This window comes from Propionibacterium freudenreichii subsp. freudenreichii, assembly GCF_000940845.1.
GTDB lineage: Bacteria > Actinomycetota > Actinomycetes > Propionibacteriales > Propionibacteriaceae > Propionibacterium > Propionibacterium freudenreichii.
In genome coordinates this window covers 1,168,732-1,194,573 of sequence record NZ_CP010341.1, presented here as the reverse complement: position 1 = coordinate 1,194,573, position 25,842 = coordinate 1,168,732, and the positions used below count along the sequence as shown (strand labels likewise).

General features: G+C 67.3%; 22 protein-coding genes and 1 pseudogene. 2 read left to right on the top strand and 21 right to left on the bottom strand.

Translation table 11 applies throughout. The annotated features are described in order from the left end of the window. Window positions 1-39: 39 nt before the first annotated feature. From RM25_RS05090 to RM25_RS05065, 6 genes are all read right to left on the bottom strand, one after another. The gene (locus tag RM25_RS05090; RefSeq protein WP_013161054.1) at window positions 40-1,464 is read right to left on the bottom strand and encodes a replication-associated recombination protein A; all 1,425 of its coding nucleotides are present in this window, start codon (window positions 1,462-1,464) and stop codon (window positions 40-42) included. A gap of 124 nt (window positions 1,465-1,588) precedes the next feature. Further along, window positions 1,589-3,436, bottom strand: a complete 1,848-nt coding sequence (aspS, locus tag RM25_RS05085; RefSeq protein WP_044636138.1) for an aspartate--tRNA ligase — start codon at window positions 3,434-3,436, stop codon at window positions 1,589-1,591. 199 nt (window positions 3,437-3,635) lie between these two features. Continuing rightward, on the bottom strand, window positions 3,636-4,709 hold the full coding sequence (locus RM25_RS05080; RefSeq protein ID WP_013161056.1) for a hypothetical protein: 1,074 nt from the start codon (window positions 4,707-4,709) through the stop codon (window positions 3,636-3,638). A gap of 208 nt (window positions 4,710-4,917) precedes the next feature. Beyond that, a complete protein-coding gene (gene budA, locus RM25_RS05075) occupies window positions 4,918-5,733 on the bottom strand; it encodes an acetolactate decarboxylase (RefSeq protein WP_013161057.1) in 816 nt (271 codons plus the stop codon). A gap of 113 nt (window positions 5,734-5,846) precedes the next feature. Then, on the bottom strand, window positions 5,847-7,178 hold the full coding sequence (gene hisS, locus RM25_RS05070) for a histidine--tRNA ligase (RefSeq protein WP_013161058.1): 1,332 nt from the start codon (window positions 7,176-7,178) through the stop codon (window positions 5,847-5,849). Beyond that, the gene (locus RM25_RS05065; protein WP_080516190.1) at window positions 7,178-7,897 is read right to left on the bottom strand and encodes an MBL fold metallo-hydrolase; all 720 of its coding nucleotides are present in this window, start codon (window positions 7,895-7,897) and stop codon (window positions 7,178-7,180) included. The genes hisS and RM25_RS05065 overlap by 1 nt, the downstream gene beginning before the upstream one ends. Here RM25_RS05065 and RM25_RS05060 point away from each other — a divergent pair. Then, window positions 7,896-9,140, top strand: coding sequence for a DUF349 domain-containing protein (locus RM25_RS05060; RefSeq protein WP_013161060.1), 1,245 nt, complete (start codon window positions 7,896-7,898; stop codon window positions 9,138-9,140). The genes RM25_RS05065 and RM25_RS05060 overlap by 2 nt on opposite strands. A gap of 80 nt (window positions 9,141-9,220) precedes the next feature. Here the strand turns inward: RM25_RS05060 and RM25_RS05055 are convergent, their stop codons facing one another. The 15 genes from RM25_RS05055 to hisD form a co-directional block, all read right to left on the bottom strand. Then, on the bottom strand, window positions 9,221-11,572 hold the full coding sequence (locus tag RM25_RS05055) for a RelA/SpoT family protein (RefSeq protein WP_013161061.1): 2,352 nt from the start codon (window positions 11,570-11,572) through the stop codon (window positions 9,221-9,223). A gap of 62 nt (window positions 11,573-11,634) precedes the next feature. Next, complete coding sequence (locus RM25_RS05050; RefSeq protein ID WP_375710156.1) at window positions 11,635-12,180, bottom strand: adenine phosphoribosyltransferase; 546 nt, start codon at window positions 12,178-12,180, stop codon at window positions 11,635-11,637. Continuing rightward, the gene (secF, locus tag RM25_RS05045; protein ID WP_044636137.1) at window positions 12,177-13,424 is read right to left on the bottom strand and encodes a protein translocase subunit SecF; all 1,248 of its coding nucleotides are present in this window, start codon (window positions 13,422-13,424) and stop codon (window positions 12,177-12,179) included. Before secF ends, RM25_RS05050 begins: the two co-directional genes overlap by 4 nt. Beyond that, complete coding sequence (secD, locus tag RM25_RS05040) at window positions 13,424-15,094, bottom strand: protein translocase subunit SecD (protein ID WP_230579878.1); 1,671 nt, start codon at window positions 15,092-15,094, stop codon at window positions 13,424-13,426. Before secD ends, secF begins: the two co-directional genes overlap by 1 nt. A gap of 75 nt (window positions 15,095-15,169) precedes the next feature. Next, window positions 15,170-15,673 carry a preprotein translocase subunit YajC gene (yajC, locus tag RM25_RS11860; protein ID WP_013161065.1) on the bottom strand — a complete coding sequence of 168 codons (504 nt, stop codon included), beginning with the start codon at window positions 15,671-15,673 and terminating at the stop codon, window positions 15,170-15,172. A 110-nt stretch (window positions 15,674-15,783) separates the two neighbouring features. Continuing rightward, window positions 15,784-16,809 carry a Holliday junction branch migration DNA helicase RuvB gene (gene ruvB, locus RM25_RS05030; RefSeq protein ID WP_013161066.1) on the bottom strand — a complete coding sequence of 342 codons (1,026 nt, stop codon included), beginning with the start codon at window positions 16,807-16,809 and terminating at the stop codon, window positions 15,784-15,786. A 63-nt stretch (window positions 16,810-16,872) separates the two neighbouring features. Beyond that, window positions 16,873-17,484 carry a Holliday junction branch migration protein RuvA gene (gene ruvA, locus RM25_RS05025; RefSeq protein ID WP_013161067.1) on the bottom strand — a complete coding sequence of 204 codons (612 nt, stop codon included), beginning with the start codon at window positions 17,482-17,484 and terminating at the stop codon, window positions 16,873-16,875. Continuing rightward, complete coding sequence (gene ruvC, locus RM25_RS05020) at window positions 17,481-18,092, bottom strand: crossover junction endodeoxyribonuclease RuvC (RefSeq protein ID WP_013161068.1); 612 nt, start codon at window positions 18,090-18,092, stop codon at window positions 17,481-17,483. The genes ruvA and ruvC overlap by 4 nt, the downstream gene beginning before the upstream one ends. Window positions 18,093-18,360: 268 nt before the next feature. After that, on the bottom strand, window positions 18,361-19,161 hold the full coding sequence (locus RM25_RS05015) for a YebC/PmpR family DNA-binding transcriptional regulator (protein ID WP_013161069.1): 801 nt from the start codon (window positions 19,159-19,161) through the stop codon (window positions 18,361-18,363). Window positions 19,162-19,324: 163 nt separating this feature from the next. Continuing rightward, the gene (locus tag RM25_RS05010; protein ID WP_013161070.1) at window positions 19,325-20,362 is read right to left on the bottom strand and encodes a GNAT family N-acetyltransferase; all 1,038 of its coding nucleotides are present in this window, start codon (window positions 20,360-20,362) and stop codon (window positions 19,325-19,327) included. Continuing rightward, window positions 20,359-21,084 carry a bifunctional 1-(5-phosphoribosyl)-5-((5-phosphoribosylamino)methylideneamino)imidazole-4-carboxamide isomerase/phosphoribosylanthranilate isomerase PriA gene (gene priA / locus RM25_RS05005; RefSeq protein ID WP_013161071.1) on the bottom strand — a complete coding sequence of 242 codons (726 nt, stop codon included), beginning with the start codon at window positions 21,082-21,084 and terminating at the stop codon, window positions 20,359-20,361. The genes RM25_RS05010 and priA overlap by 4 nt, the downstream gene beginning before the upstream one ends. A 68-nt stretch (window positions 21,085-21,152) precedes the next feature. Continuing rightward, on the bottom strand, window positions 21,153-21,830 hold the full coding sequence (gene hisH / locus RM25_RS05000) for an imidazole glycerol phosphate synthase subunit HisH (RefSeq protein ID WP_013161072.1): 678 nt from the start codon (window positions 21,828-21,830) through the stop codon (window positions 21,153-21,155). After that, window positions 21,827-22,435, bottom strand: coding sequence for an imidazoleglycerol-phosphate dehydratase HisB (hisB, locus tag RM25_RS04995; protein ID WP_013161073.1), 609 nt, complete (start codon window positions 22,433-22,435; stop codon window positions 21,827-21,829). Before hisB ends, hisH begins: the two co-directional genes overlap by 4 nt. Beyond that, window positions 22,432-23,655 carry a histidinol-phosphate transaminase gene (locus tag RM25_RS04990; RefSeq protein WP_013161074.1) on the bottom strand — a complete coding sequence of 408 codons (1,224 nt, stop codon included), beginning with the start codon at window positions 23,653-23,655 and terminating at the stop codon, window positions 22,432-22,434. Before RM25_RS04990 ends, hisB begins: the two co-directional genes overlap by 4 nt. After that, window positions 23,652-24,965, bottom strand: coding sequence for a histidinol dehydrogenase (hisD, locus tag RM25_RS04985; RefSeq protein WP_013161075.1), 1,314 nt, complete (start codon window positions 24,963-24,965; stop codon window positions 23,652-23,654). The genes RM25_RS04990 and hisD overlap by 4 nt, the downstream gene beginning before the upstream one ends. Window positions 24,966-25,042: 77 nt before the next feature. Here hisD and RM25_RS13220 point away from each other — a divergent pair. Next, window positions 25,043-25,833: pseudogene (locus RM25_RS13220) on the top strand (DUF554 domain-containing protein). Window positions 25,834-25,842 lie beyond the last annotated feature (9 nt).

Genomic DNA, 25,842 nt, shown 5'->3' with positions numbered 1-25,842 from the left:
GTTGGTGGATGCGCCGACGACCTGCTGGCGACCGATGTGTCAGCCCGTGGGTCCGCGCGACGCCGCGCCGGATCCCGGCTCGTCCTGCTCGTGCAGGATCTCACGAATCGTGGCCAGCCGCTCCCCGATGGCCGCCTCATTGCCGTGGTCGGTCGGCTGGTAGTAGCTGGTGCCCTCCAGATCGTCGGGAAGGTACTGCTGGGGTGCCACGCCATGGGGCCAGTCGTGGGCATAGCGGTATCCGACCCCGTGTCCGTAGTCCTGGGCCGTCGCATAGTGGGCGTCGCGCAGGTGGGCGGGCACTCCCGTGCCCTTGCCCGCCCGCACGTCGTTCATGGCCGCGGTCAGGGCCAGGTAGACGGCATTGGACTTGGGTGCGGTGGCGGCCGCGATGGTGGCCTGGGCCAGGTTGAGCTGTGCCTCGGGCATGCCGATCAGTTGCACGGCCTGGGCGGCGGCCACGGCGGTCTGCAACACCGAGGGGGCCGCCATGCCGATGTCCTCGCTGGCAAGGATCACCAGCCGGCGGGCGATGAAGCGGGGATCCTCCCCCGCGGTGATCATGCGTGCCAGGTAGTGCAGGGCGGCATCCACGTCGGAACCACGCACCGACTTGATGAAGGCGCTGATCACGTCGTAGTGCTGGTCGCCGTCCCGGTCGTAGCGAACGGCGGCACGATCGACGGCACTGGCCACCGAGTCGGTGGTGATCGTGGCCGAATCGGCGGCGCTGGCGCCGGCGGCCGACTCCTCCAGGTAGGTCAGCGCGCGCCGGGCGTCGCCACCGGCGAGCCTCAGCAGGTCGGCACGTGCCTGGTCGTCCAGCGTGTACTCCCTGCCCTCGGGTGTGCGCAGGCCGCGCTCGTCGGTGAGTGCCCGGTCGAGCAGGATCGAGATGTCGTCGGCGGTCAGGGGCTTCAGGGTGAGCAACAAGGAGCGGGACAACAGCGGTGAGATCACCGAGAAGGACGGATTCTCCGTCGTCGCCGCGATGAGCGTCACGATGCGGTTCTCCACCGCCGGCAGGAGCACGTCCTGTTGCGCCTTGGAGAAGCGGTGGACCTCGTCGACGAACAACACGGTGGGTCGTCCGCGGGCCAACTCGCGCCGGGCGATGTCGAGCTCACGGCGCACATCCTTGACCCCGGCGGTGACCGCCGACATTTCCACGAAGCGGCGGTTGGTGGCCCGGGAGACCACGGCGGCAATCGTCGTCTTGCCGACTCCGGGTGGTCCCCACAGGAAGACGCTCATGGCCGCGTGGCCCTCGGCGAGCCGGCGCAGGGGCGACCCGGGGCCCAGCAGGTGCTGCTGCCCGACGATCTCGTCGAGTGAGCGGGGCCGCAGGCGTACCGCCAGGGGTGCGGACGGGTTGACGGCGTCCCCGAGGGAACCCCCGATGCCGGCAGCGGTTCCACCCCCGTGTGGGTCGGCGACGGGGTTGCCGAAAAGGTCCTCACTCATCGGTCGAAGCCTATCGCCGTGCGCCCCTGCCCGACATGGGGCACGGAACCGGACACGTCAACCGGACAGGGCAGGGCCCGGACCGTGGTGGTCCGGACCCTGCCCTGTCGAGGGGTCGTGGCGACTATTCGGCGCTGGTGTCGAGATCAGCCCCGGCGCCCTCCTCGGGCACACCGTCCTTGTCGGAGGCACCGTCCTTCTTGGGGGCCGGCTTGGCATCCACGCCCGCCTCCCGGCGCTGCTGCGCCGAGATCGGGGCGGGTGCCTGGGTCAGCGGGTCGAAGCCGTTGCCGGTCTTCGGGAAGGCAATGACGTCACGGATGGTGTCGAAGCCCCCCAGCAGCATGACGAGGCGGTCCAGGCCGAAGGCAATGCCGCCATGCGGCGGGGCGCCGAACTTGAAGGCGTCCAGCAGGAAGCCGAACTTCTGCTGAGCCTCCTCCTGCGACAGGCCCATCACCTTGAAGACACGTTCCTGCACGTCGCGGCGGTGGATACGGATGGATCCGCCACCGACCTCGTTGCCGTTGCAAACGAAGTCATAGCCATACGACAGCGCCGACCCGGGGTCGGTGTCGAAGCTGTCCATGCTCTCGGGCTTGGGCGAGGTGAAGGCGTGGTGCACCGCCGTCCAGGCACCGGCCCCCACGGCGACATCGCCCTCGGCGACCGCCTCCGAGGTCGGCTTGAACAGCGGGGCGTCGACGACCCAGCAGAACGCCCAGTCCTTGGGGTCGTAGAGCTCGCAGCGGGCGCCGATCTCCAGGCGGGCGGCACCCAACAGCTCCTGGCTGACCGTACGGGCGCCGGCGGCGAAGAAGATGGCGTCGCCGGGCTTGGCACCCACCTTCTCGGCGATGCCGGCCTTCTCCGTGTCGGAGATGTTCTTCGCGACCGGTCCGCTGAGCTCCCCGGAATCGGTCACGACGATGTATGCCAGTCCCCTGGCACCGCGCTGCTTGGCCCATTCCTGCCAGGCGTCGAACTGGCGGCGCGGTTGCGCGGCGCCCCCGGGCATCACGACGGCGCCCACGTAGGGGGCCTGGAAGACGCGGAAGGGGGTGTCGGCGAAGAAGTCGGTGACCTCGGTGATCTCGTTCCCGAAGCGCAGGTCGGGCTTGTCCGAGCCGTAGCGGTCCATGGCCTCATGCCAGGTGATCCGCCTCATGGGACGGGGCAGGTCGACACCGACCAGCTTCCAGCAGGCAGCCATGACCTCTTCGCCCAGGGCCATCACATCGTCCTGGTCGCCGAAGCTCATCTCGACGTCGAGCTGGGTGAACTCGGGCTGGCGATCGGCCCGGAAGTCCTCGTCGCGGTAGCAGCGCGCGATCTGGTAGTAGCGCTCCATGCCGGCCACCATGAGCAGCTGCTTGAACAGCTGGGGGCTCTGGGGCAGCGCGTACCACGATCCGGGCGACAGGCGTGCCGGCACGAGGAAGTCGCGGGCACCCTCGGGGGTCGACCGCGTCAGGGTCGGGGTCTCGATGTCGTAGAAGTCGCGTCCCTCCAGGACCCCCCGGATGGCGTGGGTGACATGCGAGCGCAACACCAGGGCATCGTGCATGCGGGGACGACGCAGGTCGAGGTAGCGGTAGCGCAGGCGCGTGTCCTCGCCGACGTTGGTGTATTCGTCGACCGGGAAGGGCAGCGGGGCGGCGGCGTTGAGCACCTCGAGGTCGGAGATGTTCACCTCGATGTCTCCGGTGGGCATCTCGGGGTTCTCATTGCCCTGCGGCCGGTGCTCGATGACGCCGGTGACGGCGATGCAGTATTCATTGCGCAGGTCGTGGGCTCCCGAGGAAGCGAGCACCTCATCGCGGATGACCACCTGGGCAACGCCGCTGGCGTCGCGCAGGTCGATGAAGGCCACTCCCCCATGATCTCGGCGGTGGGCCACCCAGCCGGCCAGTGTGACGGTTTCGCCCTCATTGGAGGCGCGCAGCGTTCCCGCATCGTGGGTTCGGATCACGGTGATATTCCCTTCTTGCCCCGGCATAGACAGTGCTCGGGCCTGTGGCATTCTTCCACGATCGCCGATCGATTTCTTGTTGCGGGCGCCGGCCGGACGTCGGCGCCGACACCCGGACCGGCTGGTGGCCGGGCCCCACATGGCGCGGCCGCCGGCCCCTGCAGGGAGCCGACGGCCGCATCACGACATGTGGGGGTGGTCAGTCCTCCAGCGCCTTGGGGAACCATTCCTTGACCTGGTTCTCGATGGCCTCGTTGCCGGCGGCGCGCGCGTGCTTGGCGAACACCCAGTCCTTGATGGACCCACCGGCGGACTCATCGATGGCCCGACGGGCCGCCTTGGGGTCACGCAGCACGTTCTCGAGCATCATCGCGGCCTCGGCGTCGGAATTGTAGAGGTAGGGATACCCCGTCGGGACGAGCACCTCGGCCCAGGGCAGCTTCGGCATGACGCCGATGACCCCGGCCACGAGGGCCTCCAGTTCCTCCAGCCCGTAGGCCTCGGCCGTGGCGGTCGACAGGAACGCGGTGGTGTGCGCCAGGGTGCCCCAGTAGCCCTCACGGTCGGCCGACAGCGGGCCCACGGTGGTCCACTTCGCCGACGACATCCGCATCGCCTGGAGGCTGACCAGATCGCGGGGGGCCAACCGGGCCACCATCTGGAGGGGCACCTTCGCGGCGACCTCGGTCACGATCTGCATGAACTGCTGGGGATGCTTCTCGGCGTCGAGGTGGATGCTGGGATACAGCACCTCGGGTACCTCGGTGTCCACGCGGGGCTGCAGCAGGTCGTCACGGATGCCGGGCTGGAACCAGGCGATCTGTGCCGAATTGGCAAGCGCCGGGATGGTCCACCGGTGGGTGAGCTCCGAGACCTCGGCAGCGGTGCGCTCCCCCGAGCACAGGGTCGGGAAGAGTGCATAGCTCAATCCCATGGCGGCGAAGTTCACCTTGTGGTGGTAGTGACGTGGCGGTAGCCACTGGAGGTTCATGATCATCGGCTCCGCGCCGTGGCGGTGCATCACCTGGAAGACGCCCACCGAATCCATCACGTCGAGGTTGATCACCAGATCCTTCTCGGCGTCAAGGTTGATGTCGCGCTTCATCTCGAACCCGTCGCACTGACGATCCTCATAACCGACCAGGCAGGCACCCGGATAGATCTTGAGGAGACGCTCCACCAGGGCACCCGCGCCGCCGCGAATGGCCAGTTTCCCGTCGTCATCAACAATCGGATCGTCAACCATTGCGCCGTACTTGATGGCAATACCCATGCTGGAACTCCGTTGTCCTCGAAGTGACTTCTGATTCGGAAGGCGCTGCGGGCAGGGCGACCTGCCCACACGCACACCCCCTGGCCTTAATGTAACCAGCCGGGGGACGGTTCACACGTCCTGGGGACGCGTGGGCCAGGTTTTTACGCCTGACACGCCCGACAACGATAGTCCTGCCGCAACCGGCCCGCCCGAGCGCCGACACGGGTCAGTGGTGTTCGGCCGCCCTGACCTGCTCGTCGAGGTCGTCGGGGGCCAGATCGGCATCCTGGAAGGCCTCCGACAGGGGCAGCCGCACGCGAAGATCGGTGCCGAGGCAGACCTCGATCAGCCCGGAGTTCATGACGAAGTCCACGACATGTCCGCCGTGGGTGTGTTCATTGTTGACATAGTGCACATGGCACCCGGCCACGTTGATGCCCTGCTCGAACAACGGCGTGCGGAATCCGGCCATCACACCGCTGGTCTGCGTCTGGCGCACCACCGGCTCGTCGCTGGTGGTCTGCGACATCGGGGGGAAGGGCCTCTTCTGGCGACGCACGGTGCGCGTGGTGATCCATTCGAAGTCACCGGTGATGCGCAGCCCGTACAGGTAGTTGGCCGAGACACCCAGGTGGTCGACCAGTTCGCTGAGCTCGGCGCGGGTCAGGGGCCCCTTGATCTCCTCGCTGATACTGGGCACGAAATTGGTGACCGTGGCGAAGGGCGTCAGCTGGTCGAGGCTCGCCCGGGTCACCGAGCCGTCCACGCGCAACTGCCAGGGCACGGAGTCGAGAATGATCATCTCGCCGTCGAGCGCCTCGAAGGTGCCCAACCCGAAGTTGCCGTGGCCGAGCAGCTCGGCCAGGGTCATGTCGCCGTCATAGATGCCGTCGAGCAGTGCGCTCATCAGTGAGGTCTGGAACACCTCATGGCGCACCACCGGGCTGTGCCGGGCACGATGGGCACGGGGTGCCGCACCGCGGGCGGGACGCCTGTGGCCCTGCGGGTCCGAGGTTGCCGTGTTCTTGGCCGTGGTTGTCATGGTCGCCTCCCGATGGCTTGCACATCCACCTCGAGTGTAGGTGTGCCCGCGGTCAGCGACCCGGGCCGCCATCTCGCGGCACGGTCATCTCGCGGGCACGGTGCGGACAGGCCTCACTCGGCCGCGTGCACGCCCGGACGCAGGTCGTCGCGGCTTGGCATCCAGATGTTCGCGTCGGCGGGCTGCTGGTCACCCGAGCGGATGTCCTTCACTTCCCCGATCGGCCCCCCGAACCACACATAGGGGATTCCACGACGGTCCGCATAGCGGATCTGCTTGCCGTACTTGTCGGCCTTGGGCGCCACCTCGCAGCTGACCCCACGGGCACGCAGGGCCGCAGCCACGTCCATGGCGGTCTCCCGGGTCTCCTCGCTGTCGACGGCGACGACCACGCAGGTGGGCACCGACCGCGTGACGCTGAATTCGCCGGCCGCGATGAGCGGGGCGATGAGGCGGGTGACCCCCAGGGAGATCCCCACGCCCGGATAGGTGCTCTTCCCGTCGCTGGCCAGCGAGTCGTAGCGTCCCCCGGAACTGATCGAGCCCATGGACTCGTGGCCCACGAGCTGGGTCTCGTAGACGGCGCCGGTGTAGTAGTCGAGGCCGCGGGCGATGCTCAGGTCGGCGATGATGCGGCCGGGGACGCGCCGATTCGCCTCCTCAATCAGGGTCACGAGTTCGGACAGGCCCTCATCGAGGAGCGGGTCGCTCACGCCCAGGGCCCGCACCTGGTCGACGAAGCCGGTGTCCAGTGAGTGGATCGACGCCAGCGCAACGCAACGACGGGCGGTGTCAGTGTCAAGGCCGAGCTCCGAGCCGAGCAGCTCGACGGTGGCATCGGCACCGATCTTGTCGTACTTGTCCACGATCTGCAGCACCGACAGGGTGTCCTCGACGCCCAGGCCCCGGTAGAAGCCCTCCGAGAGCTTGCGGTTGTTCACGTGCATGAGCACCGGTGGGAGCCCGATCCGGTCGTGCAGCTTCTCGAGGGCCTCCAACATCACCAGCGGAGCCTCGATGTCGTGGTGGGCGGCCAGCTCGCCGCGCCCGACGATGTCGATGTCGGCCTGGGTGAATTCCCGGTAGCGGCCCTCCTGCGGGCGCTCGCCGCGCCAGACCTTCTGGATCTGATAGCGGCGGAAGGGGAATTCGAGGTGCCCCGCATGCTCAAGCACCCAGCGCGCCAACGGCACCGTGAGATCGAAATGCAGCCCCAACTCGGACTTGTCGTGCTCGTCGGCGTGCAGGCGACTCACCGTGTAGACCTCTTTGGTGATGTCGCCCTTGCGGCTGAGCTGGCTCAGTGGCTCCACGGCCCTGGTCTCGACATTGGAGAAGCCATGCAGCTCGAAGGTCTCGCGCAGGGTGTCGAGCACCTCCAGTTCGATGAGCCTCTCGCGGGGAAGGAATTCGGGGAAACCCGACAGCGGCTTGGGGCGAGCCATCAGCTCTGTACCTCCAGATAGGCGTCAGTGAGATAGGGATTCGTGGCGAGCTCGTCGGCCACCGTGGTGAAGGGACCGTGCCCGGGCAGCACCCGGGCCTGCGGGGGCAGTGTCGACACGACGTCACGCAACACGGCACGCATGGTGTGGTCGTCACCCCCCGGGAAATCGGACCGTCCGATGCTACCGGCAAACAGCACGTCACCGGTGAAGACGATCATGTGCTCGTCGCCCTCCAGGCCGAGCAGGACCGAACCGGGGGTGTGTCCCGGCGCCGGGGTGACGCTGAACTCGAAGCCGGCACAGCGCACCGGCACCCCGGCCTCGAAGGTCCGCAGGTCGCGCGGCTCATGGAGTGGGGCATCACCGATCAGTTGATGGAGCTGGCCCGCCATCTGCGGCGACAGCCCCTCGGCGGGATGGGTCATCAGTTCCCGGTCGGCCGGGTGCACCCACACCGGGGCCTGGTGCGCATCGGCCAGGACGGCCGCCTGGGCGCAGTGGTCGATATGGCCATGGGTCAGCAGGATCCCGGCCAGCTGGAAGTCGCGCTGGGCGAGCAGTTCCTCCACGGTCCGTGCGGCGTCCATACCGACGTCGATGGCCACGGCAAGGCCGGCATCCTCGTCGGCGATCACATAGCAATTGGACTGCCAGGCACCGGTAACGAAGTAGGCGATGAACACATTGGCCAGCCTATCGGGCAAGATAAGAGGCATGAGCACTACTGCAGGTCCGACAAGTCACGGACGCGTCGACGCCGATGGAACGGTCTATGTGATCACATCCGCCGGCGAACGCCGAGTCGGTCAGGTTCCCGATGTGGGCCCCGATGAGGCCATGGCATTCTTCGTTCGCCGTTTCCAGGCCCTTGAGACAGAGGCCTCATTGCTGAAGCAGCGGGTGCAGTCAAAGTCCTTGAGCCCGGAGGAGGCACGCAAGCAGCTCAACGCGCTGCGCACGTCGATCCCCGAGGCCAATGCGGTGGGCGACCTGGACGGGCTGCTGGCCAGCCTCGACTCGCTGAATCCCCTGCTGGAGGCCCAGTCGGCCGAACGCAAGGAGGAGCGCGCCCGCCAGCACGCCGAGACCAAGCAGCAGAAGGAAGCGATGGTGGCCCAGGCGGAGAAGCTGGCTGCCGGGAGTGACTGGCGCGGTGGAGTCGACCGATTCCGTCAACTGCTCGAGAAGTGGAAGGCGCTGCCGCGCATCGACCGCACCACCGACGACGAGCTGTGGCACCGCTTCAGCTCGGCCCGCACCACGTACACCAGGCGTCGCAAGACGCAGTTCGCCCGCAACGCCGCCCAGCGTGACGAGGCCAAGAAGCTCAAGCAGGAGATCATCGCGGAGGCCGAACAGCTGGCCGATTCCACCGAATGGAGCGAGACGGCCCGGGAGTTCGCCAGCCTCATGACGCGGTGGAAGGCCGCCGGGGCGGCACCCCGCAATGTCGACGAGAAGCTGTGGAAGCGGTTCCGTGGCCTCCAGGACACCTTCTTCGAGGCACGCAACGCGGTGTTCGCCGAGCAGGACGAGGAATACAAGGCGAATCAGCAGGCCAAGGAGGCCCTGCTCGATGAGGCCGAGAAGACGCTGCTGCCGGTGACCGACGTTGCCGGGGCCCGCACCCAGCTGCGGGAGTTCCTGGCGAAGTTCAACGCCTATGGACGTGTCCCCCGCAATGCGATCCGTCCCATTGACTCCCGTGTGCGCGCCCTGGAGCAGGCGATCAAGGGCGCCGAGGAGAAGGAATGGAAGCGCACCGATCCGGAGGCCCGCGAACGTGCGGCCGACACCGTTGCCATGTTCACCAGCCAGATCGAGAAGATCATTGGTCAGGCCGAGGCAGCCGATGCGCGCGGCGACGCCAAGAAGGCCAAGGAACTGCGCGATTCGGTGACCACCTACCAGAGCTGGCTTGAGCAGGCCCAGAAGGCCCTCGACGAGTTCAGCGCCTGAGACCACGCGTTAAGCACCGATCCGGCCCCACAACCATGGTTGTGGGGCCGGATCGGTGTGCGCTGGTTGGTCGCCGGCGGTTACTGCTTGATCCGGTAGGCGTCATAGACGCCCGGCACCTTGCGGATGGTGGCCATCACGTGGTGGAGATGGGTGGGATCGGTTGACTCGAAGGTCATCTTGAGCTTCGCCAGCTGGTTCTTCGAGACCGCCACCGTCGCCGAGGAGATGTTCACCTGCTCGTCGGCCAGCGTGCGCGTGATGTCGGCGAGCACCCCCGGACGGTCCAGGGTCTCCACCTGGATGCTCACCAGATAACCCGAGGAGCTGTTCGGCGCCCACGAGACCTCGACGATGCGCTCGGGGTGGGTCAACAGGTTCGCAGCATTCGTGCAGTCGCGTCGGTGCACGGAGATCCCGTTCTCCCGCGTGACGAAGCCGAGGATCTCGTCGCCGGGCATCGGGGTGCAGCACTTCGCGAGCTTGACCCACATGTCGGGGTCGCCCTCCACGACGATGCCGGGATTGCCCTGCCCGGTGTGGCGCACGGTGCCCCGCTTGGGCAGCACCGTGGTCTCCTCGAGGCTCTCGTCGGCGGCACCGTCCAGGCCGCCCTCGGTGCCGATGAGTCGTTGCACCACGCCGGGAGCGCCGATGTTCCCCTCGCCGATCGCGGCGTAGAGCGCGTCGACGGAGGCGAGCCGGAAGCTGTCCGCCACGGCACTGAGGTGTTCCAGTGTGAGCAGGCGTTGCATGGGCAATCCAGTCTTGCGCAGTTGCTTGGCCAGCTCATCCTTGCCCTGATCGATCGCCTCCTCGCGGCGCTCGCGGGTGAAGTACTGACGGATCTTGCTCTTGGCCCGCGGGCTCACCACGAAGTTCAACCAGTCGCGGCTGGGCCCGGCGTTCTCAGCCTTCGAGGTGAGGATCTCCACGATGTCGCCGTTGGCCAGCTGGCTCTCCAGCGAGGCCAGCTTTCCGTTGACCCGCGCGCCGATGCACCGGTGGCCGACCTCGGTATGGATGGCATAGGCCAGGTCGACCGGAGTCGCACCCGAGGGAAGCGCCAGCACATCGCCCTTCGGCGTGAAGACGTAGACCTCGCTGGTCTGGATCTCGAAGCGCAACGAATCGAGGAACTCCTCGGGATCGTCCTGCTCCTTGGTCCACTGGTTCAGCTGGTGCACCCAGGCCAGGTCGGTTCCCTCGGGGTCGATCTTGCCGCCCTGCGCGTTGGGGTCCTCCTTGTACTTCCAGTGCGCGGCCACACCGAATTCGGCCCGGCGATGCATCTCGTGGGTACGGATCTGGAACTCGACGGGTCGGCTGCCCGGGCCGAGCACCGTGGTGTGCAACGACTGGTACATGTTGTACTTCGGCATCGCGATGTAGTCCTTGAAACGCCCGGGCAGGGGGTTCCAATGGGTGTGGATCACGCCGAGGGCGGCGTAGCAATCACGTGTCGTGTCGACCAGGATCCGCAGTCCCACGAGGTCATAGATGTCCTCGAAGTCACGACCGCGCACCACCATCTTCTGGTAGATCGAGTAGTAGTGCTTCGGTCGCCCGTAGACGGTGGCGGTGAGCTTGGCGTCATCCAGGTAGACCTTCACCTGGTCGATCACCTCGCGCAATTGCTGTTCGCGCTTCGGGGCGGCCTCGGCCACCAGGCGGACGATCTCGTCGTAGACCTTGGGCTGCAGGGTGGAGAAGCACAAGTCCTCCAACTCCCACTTGATCGCATTCATGCCCAGGCGGTGGGCAAGCGGCGCGTAGATCTCGAGGGTCTCGCGGGCGATGCGATGTTGCTTGTCGGGACGCAGGAAGCCCAGGGTGCGCATATTGTGCAACCGGTCGGCCAGCTTGATCACCAGCACGCGGATGTCGCGACTCATGGCGATCACCATCTTGCGGATGGTCTCGGCCTTGGCCGAATCGCCGTACTGCACCTTGTCGAGCTTGGTGACCCCGTCGACCAACGCGGCGATCGTGTCGCCGAAGTCGGCCCGCAGCTGCTCCAGGGTGTAGCTGGTGTCCTCCACGGTGTCGTGCAACAGCGCGGCGCACAGGGTGGGCTCGGTCATGCCGAGCTCGGCGAGGATCGTCGCCACGGCCAGCGGATGGGTGATGTAGGGATCACCGCTGATGCGCGTCTGGCCGGAGTGGTAGTGCTCGGCGGTGCGGTAGGCCCGCTCCACCATCGACAGGTCCGCCTTGGGATGGGTGGCCCTCACCACCGAGAAGAGGGGGTCGAGCACCGCCGATTGGGGTGCCTTCACCCCGCCCAATCGGGCCAGGCGCTCCCTCATGCGCAGCCGCGGCTGCTCCGGGCCGGTACTGATGCGCTCGTCAGCGGCCCTGGTGGGCGTGTTCGGGTCGGTGGCAGGTACCGCACTTCGCGCATAGGGTCCGTAAACTCCGTCGCTCGGCATCTGCAGGCCTCCTACCTCTGTTCAGTAGCCCAACCGTAGTCGGCCTGTGGGAACCGCCCGGATCAGAACTGGAGGATGGACGAGAAGCTCGTCACACCCAATGACTCCAGTTTGGCGCGCCCACCCAAGTCGGGTAGTTCAATGACGGTCTCCACGTGGGTGAGCACCGCCTTCTCCCGCAGGATCAGCTTCACGGCGGCCCCGAGGGTGCCACCGGTGGCGAGCAGATCGTCCACCAACAACACCCGTTGACCGGGCCGCAGCGCGTCCTGGTGGATGGCCAGCGTGCTGGAACCATACTCCAGGTCGAAGGCCTCCTCGAAGACCGGTCCGGGCAGCTTGCCCGGCTTGCGCACCGGCACGAAGCCCGTGCCCATGGCCACGGCAACCGGCGCCCCGAACAGGAAGCCGCGCGAGTCGATGCCGGCGACCACGTCAACCTCGTCGGGCGCCATGTCGACCAGCACCGCCATCGTGTCGGCCAGTCCCTCGGGATCGGCCAGCAGCGGGGTGATGTCGCGGAATTGGACGCCCGGCTTCGGGAAGTCGGCAATCGTGCGGACCAGTGAATGGATCCGCGTCACGCGCGGGTCGGGACGCATCGTCACTTCTTTCGCTTGCTTCGCGGCGTGCGTACGGGCTGTGCCCGCCCGTCGCCCACATCACGCATCTGGCGGGCCGTCGGGCCCCCACCCTCGTGGGCGGACGCCGAGACGTCATGGTCGGCGGTCCCCTCGACGCTGGAGACCGTGGCGCCACCGGGCACCGTGGTGGCCGAGACCCGGATCTGCGGTTCGGCGGCGGCCCGGGCACGACGCTTGGCCAATGCCTCCACGTGCTTCTTCATGTCGGGTTCGCGCTCGCGGAGCTGGGTGAGCAGGGGCGTGGCAATGAAGATGGACGAATAGGCGCCCGCCACCATGCCGATCAGCAGGGCCAGGCCCAGGTCGGCCAGGGGTCCGTCCCCGCCGAGGAAGCCAACACCGGCGATCAGCAGCGCGATCACCGGCAGGACACCGATGACGGTGGTGTTGATCGACCGGACGAGCACCTGGTTGACGGCAGCGTTCGCCGCCTCGGAGAAGGTGCGATCCTGCTTGGTGATGTCCACCGTGTTCTCGCGGACCTTGTCGAACACCACGACGTTGTCGTAGAGCGAATAGCCCAGGATCGTCAGGACGCCGATGAGCGTGGAGGGCGTGACGGTGAAGCCGATCAGTGCATACAGCCCGACCGTCACGATCAGGTCGTGGATCAGGCCGACCAGCGCCGATATGGCCATTCTCCATTCCCGGAAGAAGGCCCAGATCATGAGCGCCACCAACACCAGGAAGACGATCAGCGCCTGGAAGGCCTTCATCGTGATCTGGCCGCCCCACGAGGGACCGATCAGTGAATAGCCGACCTTGTCGGGCGTGGTGTTGACGGTGGAGGCCAGGGCGTCACGCATCTGGGTGACCTCGTCGGTGGACAGGCTGCGCACCTGCACGCGCACCGTGCCGGTGCCGACGGCGGTGGCCTGGGCGCCGGTGAGGTCGGGCACCTTCGACTCGTCGACGGCCTTGCGCACCTGGTCGACCGACTGCGAACTCGTCGAGCTCACCGGGACGGTGAACACCGAGCCGCCCTTGAACTCGATGCCGAGGTTCAGTCCGCGGAACAGCAACGCCGCCAGGGAGATGACGATCAGGACGATCGAGATCGAGTACCACAGCTTGCGCCGGGCGACGAAGTTGAACTCGAACTCACCGGTGTAGAGCCGGTGGGCGAAGTTCCCGGTGTACTTGCCCTTGCGGGCCTTGTCGGTGCCATGGTCGGCCGGCCGATCAAGCGTGCTGGTGGATTCGGACATCAGGACTCCTTGCTTCCACTGGCTGGCTTGTCGCCCTCGTCGTCGCCCGGGGCATCCGTGTCGCTCCCGGTGCGCGACGACCCGGAGGTCCGCCGCCCGGAACGGGAACGTGCACGCCTGCGTCCGATCAGCGAGGCCCGGCTGACACCGAGGTGCTCGGGCTCGAAGCCGGAGAAGCGGTGACCCTCACCGAAGAACTTCGTGCGTCCCAGCAGGGTCACCAGCGGATGGGTGAAGAAGAACACGATGAACAGGTCGATGGCGGTGGTCACGCCCAGGGTGAAGGCGAAGCCCTTGACGGCGCCGATGGCCAGGATGAACAGCACGACGGCGCTGAGCAGCTGCACGGAGTCGGCCATCACGATGGTGCCGCGCGCCTTGTTCCAACCACTCTGGATGGAGTGGCGCAACGAGTGTCCGTCGCGGATCTCGTCGCGGATCCGTTCGAAGTACACGATGAACGAGTCCGCGGTGACGCCGATGGCGACGATCGCGCCGGCAATGCCGGGCAGGTTCATGGCGAAGCCGACGGTCTGGCCGAGCAGGACGATGGTGCCCCAGGTGATGATCACCGCGGCCAACAGGGAACCGACCACGACGATGCCCAGTCCGCGGTAGTAGAAGAAGCTGTAGGCCAGCACGAGGATCAGGCCGATCAGGCCGGCAATGAGGCCGGCCTGCAGCTGTTCGTCGCCCAGACTCGCCGACACGGCGTCGACGCTGGAGACATCGAAGCTGACCGGCAGCGCGCCGAACTTGAGCTGGTTGGCCAGCTCCTTGGCGCTCGTCTCATTGATGTTGGCGCCGTTGATCTCGGCATTGCCGCCGCTGATGGCCGTGGACACCGAGGGTGCCGAGACGACCTTGCCGTCAAGCACGATGGCGAACTGGTTCTTCGGCGACGACTGCGTGGCGAGCTGGGTGGTGGCCTTCTGGAACTGGTCTGCCCCGGTGCCGTCGAACTTCATCGTGACCACCCAGGCGACTTCGCCCTGCGGGATGGCCGCACTGGAATCTGTGATGCGTTGGCCGTTGATCAGCTCAGGACCGAGCAGGTACTTCAGCTGGCCCTGCTCATCGCAGGCGAACAGCGGCTGATCGGGTGCCACGTTCTCGGGCTCACCACAGTTCCATGCCGCGAAATCGGTGCTGTCCTGGGCGCTGGGCGTCCACTTGAGGGCCGAATCGAAGTCGGCAGCACCCGTGGAGTCACCACTGGCCCGCGGAGTTGCCTTGGGCGCTGGCGAGGAGGGGAGCGCCGTGGACACATCGGTGGGATTGCTGGTGGCGGCCGGGCTGGAGGAGCTGGAGCCGGAGGCGGCACCGCTCGACTGGGTGACCGAGTAAACATCGCGGAAGCCCAGTTGGGCGGTGGTGCCGACCAGGCTCACCAGCTCGTCGCTGCTCACATTCGGCACGGCGACCTCGATCTGCCGGTCGCCCTGGACGGTCACCGAGCTCTCGCCGACACCCAGCGCGTCGACGCGCTTCTGGATGATCGATCGGGCGGTCTCGAGATTGTCCTTGCTGGGCGCCGAACCATCGGAATTGTTGCGCGCCGTGAGGGTGATCGTGGTGCCGCCCCGAAGGTCGAGGCCCAACCGCGGGGTCCAGGTCTTCGTGAGACCCATCAATCCGTAGAGGAAAACGATCACCAGGGCGAAGACGATCAATCGCCTACCCGGATGTGTGTGCTTGTTTCGATTGCTGGCGGCCATGTGCCGAGACTTCTCCTGGAGGGGGTTCTACTTCTGCTCGGCGTCAGCCGACTTGTTGTCAGTGCCGGGCTCGTGGTCGCTCGAGGGATTCCCGGGATCGGCCGTGCTGGCGTCGTCATGCGAGGTGTCGGACGGGGCAGCCTGCCCGGCTGCGGGCGCATCGGTCACCGAGTCGGTGGATGAAGCGCCCGGCTCCAGCTCATGGTCGCCCTGCTCGTCATCGCCCCGGCTGATCTCGACGCCGGGATCAGCGAACTCGAATTCTTCGTCATCGGGCTGCACGACCCGCACGATCGCCTGCTTCAGCACCGTGATGTCAACGCCCGGGGCAAGTTCCAGGACGAACTGCTTGTCGCCGATTGCCGTGACGGTTCCATAGATCCCACTGGTCAGCATGACGCGCGTGCCGGGCTCGATGGCGTTGTGCATCTCGCGCTGCTTCTCAGCCTGCTTGCGTTGCGGCCTGATCGTCATGAAATAGAACAGGGCGATCAACGCAACGAAGGCGATGATCAGATATGGGCCGTTCATGCAGTCGTCCTCACCTCATCAGGCGTGCCCAGATGGCATGCCCCAAGGAGTCTAGCGGCTCCGGGTGTGATCCTCTTATCCCACACCGGGGCCGGATGGGACCGCGGGCCTCAGGTGAACAGATCAGGGTTGTCACCGCTGCTGGGTGGCGTGAGCCCGAGATGGCGCCAGCCCGCCTCGGTGGCCACCCGTCCGCGCGGCGTGCGCATCAGGAAACCCAACCGCACCAGGAAAGGCTCCGCCACCTCCTGGACGGTCTCGGCCTCCTCAGCCACCGAGATCGCCAGGGTCGAAAGGCCCACCGGCCCCCCACCGAACTTGGTGCAGATGGCCTCCAGGACCGCCCGGTCGAGGCGATCCAGGCCGAGCGGGTCCACCTCATAGAGCTCCAGGGCGGCCCGGGTCAGTGCCAGGTCGACCCTGCCCTGGTTGTTCACCTGGGCGTAGTCCCGCACCCGGCGCAGCAGGCGGTTCGCGATGCGGGGCGTGCCACGCGAACGGCTGGCGATCTCGTGGGCCGAGGCCTCGTCGAGCCCGACCCCCAGCATGGCCGAGGACCGCGTGACGATCGATTGCAGGTCGTCGACCTCATAGAAGTCCAGGTTGCCGGTGAACCCGAAGCGGTCACGCAGCGGGCTGGGCAACAGGCCGACACGCGTCGTGGCCCCCACCAGCGTGAAGGCCGGGATCTCGATCGGGATGGCGGTGGCCCCGGGCCCCTTGCCGACGACGACATCCACCCGGAAGTCCTCCATCGCCAGGTAGAGCATCTCCTCGGCCGGACGCGACATGCGATGGATCTCGTCGAGGAACAGGACCTCCCCCTCGACCAGGCCCGACAGGATGGCGGCCAGGTCGCCGGGGTGCTGGATCGCCGGGCCGGAGGTGATGTGCAGTGGCACGCCCATCTCGGAGGCGATGATCATTGCCAGGGTGGTCTTGCCCAGTCCGGGCGGGCCCGACAGGAGGACGTGGTCAGGCGTGGTGCCGCGATGCTTGGCGGCCGACAACACCAAGCCCAGCTGATCGCTGACCCGCGGCTGGCCCTCGAACTCCTCCAGGGTGGAGGGCCGGAGGGCCGCTTCGGCGGCCCGTTCCTCGGGCTCTGGCCAGGGATCAACCGCAGAGTGTTCCATGATGACCCAAGCCTAGGGGGGAGTGTGAAAACGACATCGACACCATTGTTCCGGTCCGGCCCCTCACACCCTGGCCAGTGACGCGAGCGCCGCCTTCATGAGTGCGGCCACCGTCGCCTCGGGATCCTCCTCGGCGAGGGGTGCCACGGTCTCGCAGGCCGCCTCGGCATCCCTGCTCGACCAGCCGAGGCTCTCCAGTCCCGCCATCACCTGCTCCTGCCAGGCCGGGGTGACCGGCGCCACGCTCGCCGAGCCGTTAGTGGGCGCCACGAACAGCGCATCCACCCGGTCCTTCAGCTCGATGACGATCTTCTGGGCCCCCTTCCGGCCGATTCCCGGAACGGTGCACAGTCGTGGGAGGTCCTCCGTACGCACTGCCGTGGCGAACTCCTCGGGCGTCAGCACGCTGACGATCGCCAGGGCGAGCTTGGGACCCACTCCCGAGGCGGTGCGACACAGCTCGAAGCAATCACGCTCGTCGGTGCCGCCGAAGCCATAGAGCTTCATGGCATCCTCGCGCACGACCAGGCTCGTGAACACGGTGGCCGTCTGGCCGGTGCGCAGGGCAGAGGTCGTGTTCGGGGTGGTGGACACCTGGAAGCCGACCCCGGCCACATCGATGACCAGCCAGTTTGCGCCGATGGCGGCAACTTTTCCGTGCAACTGTGCGATCACGAACTCCCCCGGGTTCCACGAGTACTGGATGCCTGCCGCTCGGTGCGTGACCGCGCGGCGCGGGCAATGGCCGCCGATCGGCGGGCGCGCGCCACGGCGGCGGACGAACGACCCTGCAGGGCAGCGGTCGCATAGCGGTTCTGGGCGCTGCCCCGCCACAGGTGGGTGACCGCCAGGGCCAGGGCATCGGCTGCGTCGGCGGGCGTGGGCGCCTTGGCGAGGTGGAGCACCTGGGCCACCATCACGCCCACCTGGGCTTTGTCGGCCCGACCGGAACCGGTCACGGCGCTCTTGACCTCGCTGGGCGTGTGGAGGGCCACGTCAATGCCATGGCGCGCGCCGAGCATCATGGCGATGCCGGCGACCTGCCCGATCCCCGTCACGGTGCTGAGATTGTGTTGGGCGAAGACACGTTCGATGGAGATCGCCTGCGGCTGGTAGTGGTCGAACCACTCCCCCAGGCCCTCTTCAATGGCCAGCAGCCGATAGGCGTGCTCGGTGTGCGGATCGGTGCGGATGACGCCCACGGCCACGAACTGGGGACGCGCGCCGGGGGTTCCGTCGACAATTCCGACACCGCAACGCGTCAGGCCCGGGTCAACGCCCATTACGCGCACTCCAGTGCCCCCATTCCAATGATCCACACCCGACAATGACCCCCACCCGTTCGCCCCGGCCGGGCTCCCGGGCTGCGGACCCGCGCCACGAGCCGTGCGTCGATCCGGCCACCGGCGGCCTATCCGAACAACTGTTCGACAGCCTAGGGCCAGATGCCCACCTGGGACAACAGACACGCCGGGACAACAGACACGCCGGCCCCGGGACGCATCCCGGGGCCGGCGTGGTGGCAGGGGCCCGTACGGGCCCTGTCAGGGACTAGTCGTCAGCTTCCTCGAGGCCCTTCTCGACCGCCTCGCTGTACTCGGCGTTGGTGTAGACCTCCTGCACGTCGTCGAGGTCGTCGAGCAGGTCGACCAGCTTCTCGATCTTCTGGGCGACCTCGAGGTCGTCCACCGCCTGGGTGAAGCTGGGCACGAAGGCCACCTCGGCCGACTCGTAGTCGATGCCGGCGGCCTGGACGGACTTGCGCACCTCGACCAGGTCATTGGGATCGCAGGTGATCTCGAACCCCTCGCCCTGGTCCTCGATGTTCTCCACGGGGGCGTCGATGGTGGCTTCCATCAACTGGTCCTCGTCAACGCTCTTCTCGACCGACTTGCGGCCCTCCTCGACCTCCCAGGTCTTGGGGACCCGCACGACGCCCTTGCGCTCGAAGAGCCGACGCACCGAGCCGCCGTCGGCCAGTGTGGCCCCGTTGCGGGTGATCGTGGTGCGCACGTCGGCAATGGCGCGGTTGCGGTTGTCGGTGAGGCAGTCGATGAGGATGGCCACGCCGTCGGGGCCATAGGCCTCGTACATGATGTCTTCGTAGCTGACCGCGTCAGCGCCCTCACCGGAACCGCGCTTGACGGCGCGATCGATGTTGTCATTGGGCACCGAGTTCTTCTTGGCCTTCTGGATCGCGTCGAACAGCGTCGGGTTTCCGGATGGGTCGCCGCCACCCACGCGGGCCGAGACTTCGACGTTCTTCACCAGTTTGGCGAACAGCTTGCCGCGCTTGGCGTCAATCGCAGCCTTCTTGTGCTTGGTCGTGGCCCACTTGGAATGACCGCTCATCTACCCGAACCCTTCTTCCTCAGATGTGCAACACGCAACACCCTGTCGGGCGGCGCGACAACATCACGATTCTACCGACAGCGCCGGCTCCGGGTCATCTGTGCCCAGCGGCGCCCCTACACGAACCTCCCCGACCATGCCGGCCTGCCGGGGACAAGGCCGGTCAGTCCGGCTGTTCGACCCTGAAAGTACGTCCATACACCACCACGCGCTCGGTCTCCTCGAAGCCCAGAACCCCGAAGAAGCGGGCTGCGGTATTGGGGTCTTCCGTGTCGACCCCCACGCCGGCGCTGGTCAGGCCGGCGTCGGCAAATCCACGCATCGAGGCGATCACCAGCGCACGACCAATGCCCTTCTTGCGGCACCACGGGCACACGCCGAGCCGCTCGGTCCACCCCTCACTGGTCTCGTCGTCATAGGCCAGGTTCATTGCATAGCCGACCACCCGACCGTGTGCCGCGCCCTCGTGGGCGGGAGTGTCACGGTTGACCAGGGCCACCCAGGACAGTTGTGAGTTCTCCGGATGGTTGTTGATCGACGATTCCCATGCCTGGGCACTCACCGGGCTCGATCCCGGCCGCGTGGCCATGGCCTCGTTGTGGGCCTGGCGCACCAGCTCGCTGAGTGAGTCATCGAAGGGCACGATGGAGACATCGGTCAGCTTCGGCAGCGGCGGCAGGGAATCCCCCGCCTCCAGGGGACGATGCATGTCGAAGAACCAGCGCTGCGGGGTGAGCCCGGCCTCGATCATCGAGCGGGTGAGTCCGCCACGCTTCTCGTCAACCGTCGTGCCGACCCACAGGGCACCGGTCTGCGCGGTGCGAATATGTTCCCACCACTGCTGCGCGCGTCCGATCAACCACATCGTCAGTCTGTGGCGAATCCCCTGGTGGCGCCACGCCGGATGCACGCCGATGTCGAACCACACCGAGGGATTGGCGTCCGTGGGCAGTCCCGGATGGTTCCACCCGTAGGCGACGATGCTGCCACTGCGTTCGCGGCCGACCACCGCATGATGGCTTGCGTGGGCCCCCGGCCGGTTCCACGCCGCGACGAAGTCGGCATAGCTGATGGTCTGCACGGGATCGTCAAAGTATTCGATCGCGGCACGCAGTTCGGCGACCTCCTCGAGGTCGTCGAAGCCCATGAAACTCCATTCGAGGACGTCGTCGACGAACGCCTCAGCCCATTCCGGCGTCATCGCGCCGCCGCCAGGGCCTCGGGCAACTTGACCTTGCCGAGGTAGAGGGCGGTGCCGATGATGACTCCCTCGACGCCTTCGGGAACCAGGGTCCGCAGCGTCTTGACATCGTCCAGGGAACCGACGCCGCCGGAGGCGACGACCGCAGCGTCCGTGTGCTCGCAGACCTGCCTGAGCAGCGTCACATTCGGGCCGGTGAGCATGCCGTCACTGGCCACATCGGTGACCACATAGCGCTGGCACCCGGCCTCGTCCATCGCCGAGATGGTCTCGAACAGGTCACCGCCCTCGCGGGTCCAGCCCCGCGCCGCGAGCTTCGTGCCCTTGACGTCCAGGCCGATCGCGATCCGCTCGCCGTAGGCGGCAATGACCTTGCGGCACCACTGCGGGTTCTCCAGGGCGGCGGTGCCGATGTTGACGCGCTTGCAGCCGGTCGACAGCGCACGCTCCAGGCTCGCGTCGTCGCGAATTCCACCCGACAGTTCCACGTTGAGGTCGACTCCGGCGATCACCTCGGCCAGGAGTTCGGCATTCGAACCCCGCCCGAAGGCCGCATCAAGATCGACCAGGTGCAGCCAGGAAGCCCCCTGCTCGGCCCATCGCTTGGCTGCCTGATGCGGGTCGCCGAACACCTTCTCGGTGCCGGCAACACCTTGTACCAATTGCACCGCCTGTCCGTTCTGGACATCAACGGCAGGCAGGATCGTCAGTGCGGTGGTCACGCCGAAACCCTAGCTCACCGGGACGGGCGGGACCCTACTGCCCCGCCACGCGATGCCGCGACGCCCGCTCAAGCCGCGGGCGACATGGCCAGCCAGTTGGCCAGCAGTCGTGCTCCGGCCGCGCCCGACTTTTCCGGGTGGAACTGCGTGGAGCAGACATTGCGCCATTCGACACCGGCCACGAACCGGTCACCGCCGTGCTCGCACCAGGTGACCATCGCGCCGGGCTGTTCGACGGCGTGACTTGCATAGGAGTGGACGAAGTAGAAGCGCTTGTCCCCGACCCCCGCGAAGAGCCTGCTGTCGGCTGGCGGCTCCACGGTGTTCCAGCCCATGTGCGGCAGCCGCACGGCGTCGAGCATCTCGACCGTGCCGTGGTAGATGCCGATCCCCTCGGAGCTGATGCCCTTTTCCACGCCGTGGCGGAAGAAGACCTGGTGACCCACGCAGATGCCCAGCAGCGGACGGCCCGAGGCCGCCCAGTCACGGACCAGCTCGACCCCACCCACCGACCTGAGCTGTTCCATGCAGGCCGCAAAGGCACCAACACCCGGCACGACGAGTCGTTCGCAGGCTTCCAGCTCCGCGCGGCTGCTGCTCAGGGTGACCCTGGCCCCGGCCGCGGCCAGGGCCCGCACGGCCGAATGGAGGTTCCCGGAGCCGTAGTCGAGCACCCCCACGCTGGGGGACGCGGCAAGTGCCCCGGGTTCACGCAACGCCCCGGGGGCCAACGTGGGACCGGTCATAGCAGGCCCTTGGTGCTCGGGACCCCGCTCACCCGGGGATCAGGTTCGACGGCCATCCGCAGGGCGCGCGCCAGGGCCTTGAACTCGGCCTCCACGATGTGATGCGGTTCGCGTCCGGCGAGGAGCTTCAGGTGCACGCACAGTCCGGCGTTGGAGGCCAGCGACTCGATCACGTGATAGGTCATCGATCCCGGATACAACGGCTCGGTGCCACCGATGCGGACGGTGATCTGTGAGTCGGGCTCGCCGCTGCACACCACATAGGGACGCCCCGCGACGTCGACCACTGCCTGTGCGAGCGCCTCATCGAGCGGCACGATGGCGTCGCCGAAGCGACGGATGCCACGCTTGTCGCCCAGCGCCTCGCCGAGGGCCTGGCCGATCGCGATGGCAGTGTCCTCGATCGAGTGGTGGCCGTCGATCTGGATATCGCCCGTGGTACGCACCGTCAGGTCGATCAGTGAGTGCTTCGAGAAGGACGTGAGCATGTGGTCGTAGAAGCCCACGCCCGTGGAGATCTGGGATGACCCGGTGCCGTCGAGGTCAAGCTCGACGCTCACATCGGATTCGGAGGTGACGCGATGGATGGCCGCGGAACGACTCATTTCTTCATTCCCTTCGGAAGCTTTGCGGGGCCCTCGGGCTTCACCCGGGCCATCAGGCCCGGGGCGAGAACCCCCTGGTGGATGATGATGGGCCCCAGCGCGGCGCGGAAGGCGGCCATCTCCTCGGGGGTTCCGGCGCTGACCCTCAGGAAGCCCTCCGGCCCGGTCTCGCGCACCAGGACCCCTTCGTCCAGCAGGGCCTGCCATACCGCATGGCGGTCGACGAAGCGGCCGAACAGGCAGAAGTTCGCCTGGCTCGGCACCACGTCCAACCCGGTGCGGCGCAGCCAGTCCTGAAGGTCCTGGCAGGCCTGGCGCAGCTCGTCCACCTGGGCCAGCAATTCCGACTTGTTCGCCAGCGCGACCCGGGCAATGGCCTGGGTCTGGGCGGAAAGGTGGTACGGCAGGCGCACGATCCGGCAGGCATCGACGACGGCGGGCGCTGCCGCCAGGTATCCGACCCGCCCACCGGCCAGGGCGAAGGCCTTGCTCATGGTGCGACTCACGATGAGTCGTCCGAAGCGCGGCAACAGGGCCAGAGCCGAGTCCTCGGGGAACTCGGTGAACTCCTGGTAGGCCTCATCGACCACGACCAGCGCGTCGGTGCGCTCCAGGATCTCCTCCACCACCTTGACCGGCGTGAGGGTTCCGGTGGGATTGTTCGGGGTGGTGATCAGGATGACATCGGGATGGTGCTCTGCCACCGCCTGCAGCACGAGCTCACTGTCGAGGGTGAAGTCGGGCTTGCGCGGCACCGTCACATAGTTCGTGTGCGTATTGCGCGCGTATTCCGGATACATCGAGTAGGTGGGGGTGAAGGTCAGGACGGTGCGCCCCGGCCCACCGAACGCCGACAACACATGGGTCATCACCTCGTTGGATCCGTTGGCGACCCAGATGTTGCGGGCGTGCAGGCCGAAACCGAGGTACTTGGCCAGATCGGCGCGCAGCTCAAGGGCCTCCCGGTCGGGATAGCGGTTGAGGGTGCGGGCGACCCTTTCGATGGCAGCAGCCATCTGTGCCCGCACCAGCACGCTGGGCGAGTAGGGGTTCTCGTTGGTGTTGAGTGCCACCGGAACGTCGAGCTGGGGGGCGCCATAGGGCTCCTCACCCACCAGTTCGGGACGCAATGGCAGTTCGGCGAGCGAGATCTCCGGGCCCGGCACGGCCGAGGCCTGGAGCTGGGTGGTGCGCGGATCGCGCGGTGCTGCGCTCATCATTCGACCTCTCGTCCGGTGCGTACCGCAATGGCCTCGGCGTGGCCGGGCAGGTGCTCGGCGTGCGCGAACTGTTCGACGGCGTCGCCGATGGCGCCGAGCGCCTGCGCCGAGTAGTCGATGATATGCATCGCCTTGAGGAAGCTGCGGGTGGTCAATCCGGACGAGAAGTGTGCCGCTCCCCCGGTCGGCAGGACGTGCGTCGAGCCGGCCGAATAGTCGCCCAACGGCACCGGGGAATGGGAGCCCACGAACACTGCCCCGGCCGAACGCACGCGCTGGGCCAGCGCCGCAGCATCGACGGTCTGGATCTCCAGGTGCTCCGGAGCGTAGTCATTGACCACATCGATGCCCTGGTCCATGTCGGCCACCAGCACCACGCCTGACTGCTCACCGGTCAGTGAGACCTTCAGGCGGTCCCGGGTGGCGAGCCGCTCGACCTGGTCGGCCAACTCCTCCTCGACCCGGGTGAGCAGGGCGCTCGAGTCGGTGACCAGTACTGCGCCGGCCATCGGATCGTGCTCGGCCTGGCTGATCAGGTCGGCGGCCACATAGGCCGGATTCGCCCGGTCATCGGCCAGCACGAGGATCTCGGTGGGACCGGCCTCGGCATCGATGCCGATCCGTCCGCGCAGCAGGCGCTTGGCCGCCACGACATAGATATTTCCCGGTCCGGTGACCATGTCGGCCCTGCGACACAGGCCCGGCACCCCGTAGGCGAACATCGCGACGGCCTGCGCACCACCGACCGCGTAGACCTCCGTAACCCCCAGGAGCCGGCACACGGCCAGGATCGTGGGGTGGGGAAGGCCGCCGAACTCGGCCTGTGGCGGCGTGGCCACGGCGATCGATTGCACGCCGGCCACCTGGGCGGGAACCACGTTCATCAACACCGTGGAGGCGAGCGGTGCAAGCCCTCCGGGAACGTACAGCCCGACCCGGCCCACCGGTACGAGCCGGTTGGCGACGCGGGCACCCGGCGCCACCTCGATCTCCCGGAAGGCCTCCTCGGTCTCGATCCCCCGGGCCACCTCGCGACGGCGGCGAATGGACTCCTCGATGGCTGCCCGCAATCCGGGCTCCAGGTCGTCCAGGGCCCGGTCAAGCGCTTCCTCGGGCACGCGGAGCTGCTCGGGGACCACATGGTCGAATTGCTCGGCAAAGCGACGCAGCGCGGTCTCGCCCTCCTCGGCGACGGCCCGGCAGATCGGTTCGACGGCTGCCACGGCATGCTCGACGTCGAAGTGGCCGCGGGGCAGAACCGCGGTGTAGTCGTCGAGTCGTTGGCCGGTGACATCAATCATTCGCAACACGGCGCCATCCTATCGGCGCGCACACAAGCCCCTCGGCGACGTCCGCCGGCACGTCAAGGGCGCCACGAGGGCCCCACATGGCCCCCGGGTGCCACTGGTGGTGGAATACCTGTGTGATCCCCGCACAGCTCTTCCTCGGTGCCGGCACCGTCATCAATGCCCTGTGCATCGTCGTGGGGGCCGCGGTCGGCACCTTGTTCGGCGAGCACCTCCCCTCGCGGGTGCGCGATGCGGTCACCCCCGTGCTCGGGCTGGTGGTCGTGACCATCGGCGGCCTGTCGATCCCCTCGCTCCTCGACGCATCGGTGCCGCGCGCAGTGGGACAGGCCGGCGTGGTCATCGTGTTGCTCGCGCTGGTCATCGGCACGATGCTCGGCGCCTGGAGCAGCGCATCGAGCAGTTGGGTGAATGGGCCCGCTCGACGTTCAACCGTGGCCGCCCGGCAGGGACGACACTGACCTCGCGGTCGGTCGAGGGATTCGTCACCGCGACGCTCGTGTTCTGCATCGGCCCCATGGGGATCCTCGGATCGCTGCAGGACGGCCTGGGCCAGGGCAATGACCAGTTGATCGTCAAGGCGATCCTGGACGGCTTCACGGCACTGGCGTTGTCGGCGAGCTTCGGTTTCGCGGTGGCCGGCGGCGCCGCGGTGGTGCTGGTCTACCAGGGCCTGCTGACCGTGCTCGGCTGGTGGCTGGGTGGACTGTTGCCCCCCGCCGAGTTGAACGTCCTGGACGCGACCGGCGGGATCATCCTGATGGCGCTCGGCCTGCGGCTGGCCGGGATCGCACGGCTTGCGGTCGCCGAGATGGTGCCGGCCCTCGTTCTGGCCCCGGTGGGGGTCGTTATCGTGGGGTTGGTCACCTGACCGGACCCG

Coding starts and splice junctions, on each gene's coding strand:
- RM25_RS05090 (WP_013161054.1), bottom strand. CDS start 1,464: ATGAGTGAGGACCTTTTCGGCAACCCCGTCGCCGACCCACACGGGGGT.
- RM25_RS05080 (WP_013161056.1), bottom strand. CDS start 4,709: ATGGGTATTGCCATCAAGTACGGCGCAATGGTTGACGATCCGATTGTT.
- budA (WP_013161057.1), bottom strand. CDS start 5,733: ATGACAACCACGGCCAAGAACACGGCAACCTCGGACCCGCAGGGCCAC.
- hisS (WP_013161058.1), bottom strand. CDS start 7,178: ATGGCTCGCCCCAAGCCGCTGTCGGGTTTCCCCGAATTCCTTCCCCGC.
- RM25_RS05060 (WP_013161060.1), top strand. CDS start 7,896: ATGAGCACTACTGCAGGTCCGACAAGTCACGGACGCGTCGACGCCGAT.
- RM25_RS05065 (WP_080516190.1), bottom strand. CDS start 7,897: ATGCCTCTTATCTTGCCCGATAGGCTGGCCAATGTGTTCATCGCCTAC.
- RM25_RS05055 (WP_013161061.1), bottom strand. CDS start 11,572: ATGCCGAGCGACGGAGTTTACGGACCCTATGCGCGAAGTGCGGTACCT.
- secF (WP_044636137.1), bottom strand. CDS start 13,424: ATGTCCGAATCCACCAGCACGCTTGATCGGCCGGCCGACCATGGCACC.
- yajC (WP_013161065.1), bottom strand. CDS start 15,673: ATGAACGGCCCATATCTGATCATCGCCTTCGTTGCGTTGATCGCCCTG.
- ruvB (WP_013161066.1), bottom strand. CDS start 16,809: ATGGAACACTCTGCGGTTGATCCCTGGCCAGAGCCCGAGGAACGGGCC.
- ruvC (WP_013161068.1), bottom strand. CDS start 18,092: ATGGGCGTTGACCCGGGCCTGACGCGTTGCGGTGTCGGAATTGTCGAC.
- RM25_RS05015 (WP_013161069.1), bottom strand. CDS start 19,161: ATGAGCGGTCATTCCAAGTGGGCCACGACCAAGCACAAGAAGGCTGCG.
- RM25_RS05010 (WP_013161070.1), bottom strand. CDS start 20,362: ATGACGCCGGAATGGGCTGAGGCGTTCGTCGACGACGTCCTCGAATGG.
- hisH (WP_013161072.1), bottom strand. CDS start 21,830: ATGACCGGTCCCACGTTGGCCCCCGGGGCGTTGCGTGAACCCGGGGCA.
- hisB (WP_013161073.1), bottom strand. CDS start 22,435: ATGAGTCGTTCCGCGGCCATCCATCGCGTCACCTCCGAATCCGATGTG.
- RM25_RS04990 (WP_013161074.1), bottom strand. CDS start 23,655: ATGATGAGCGCAGCACCGCGCGATCCGCGCACCACCCAGCTCCAGGCC.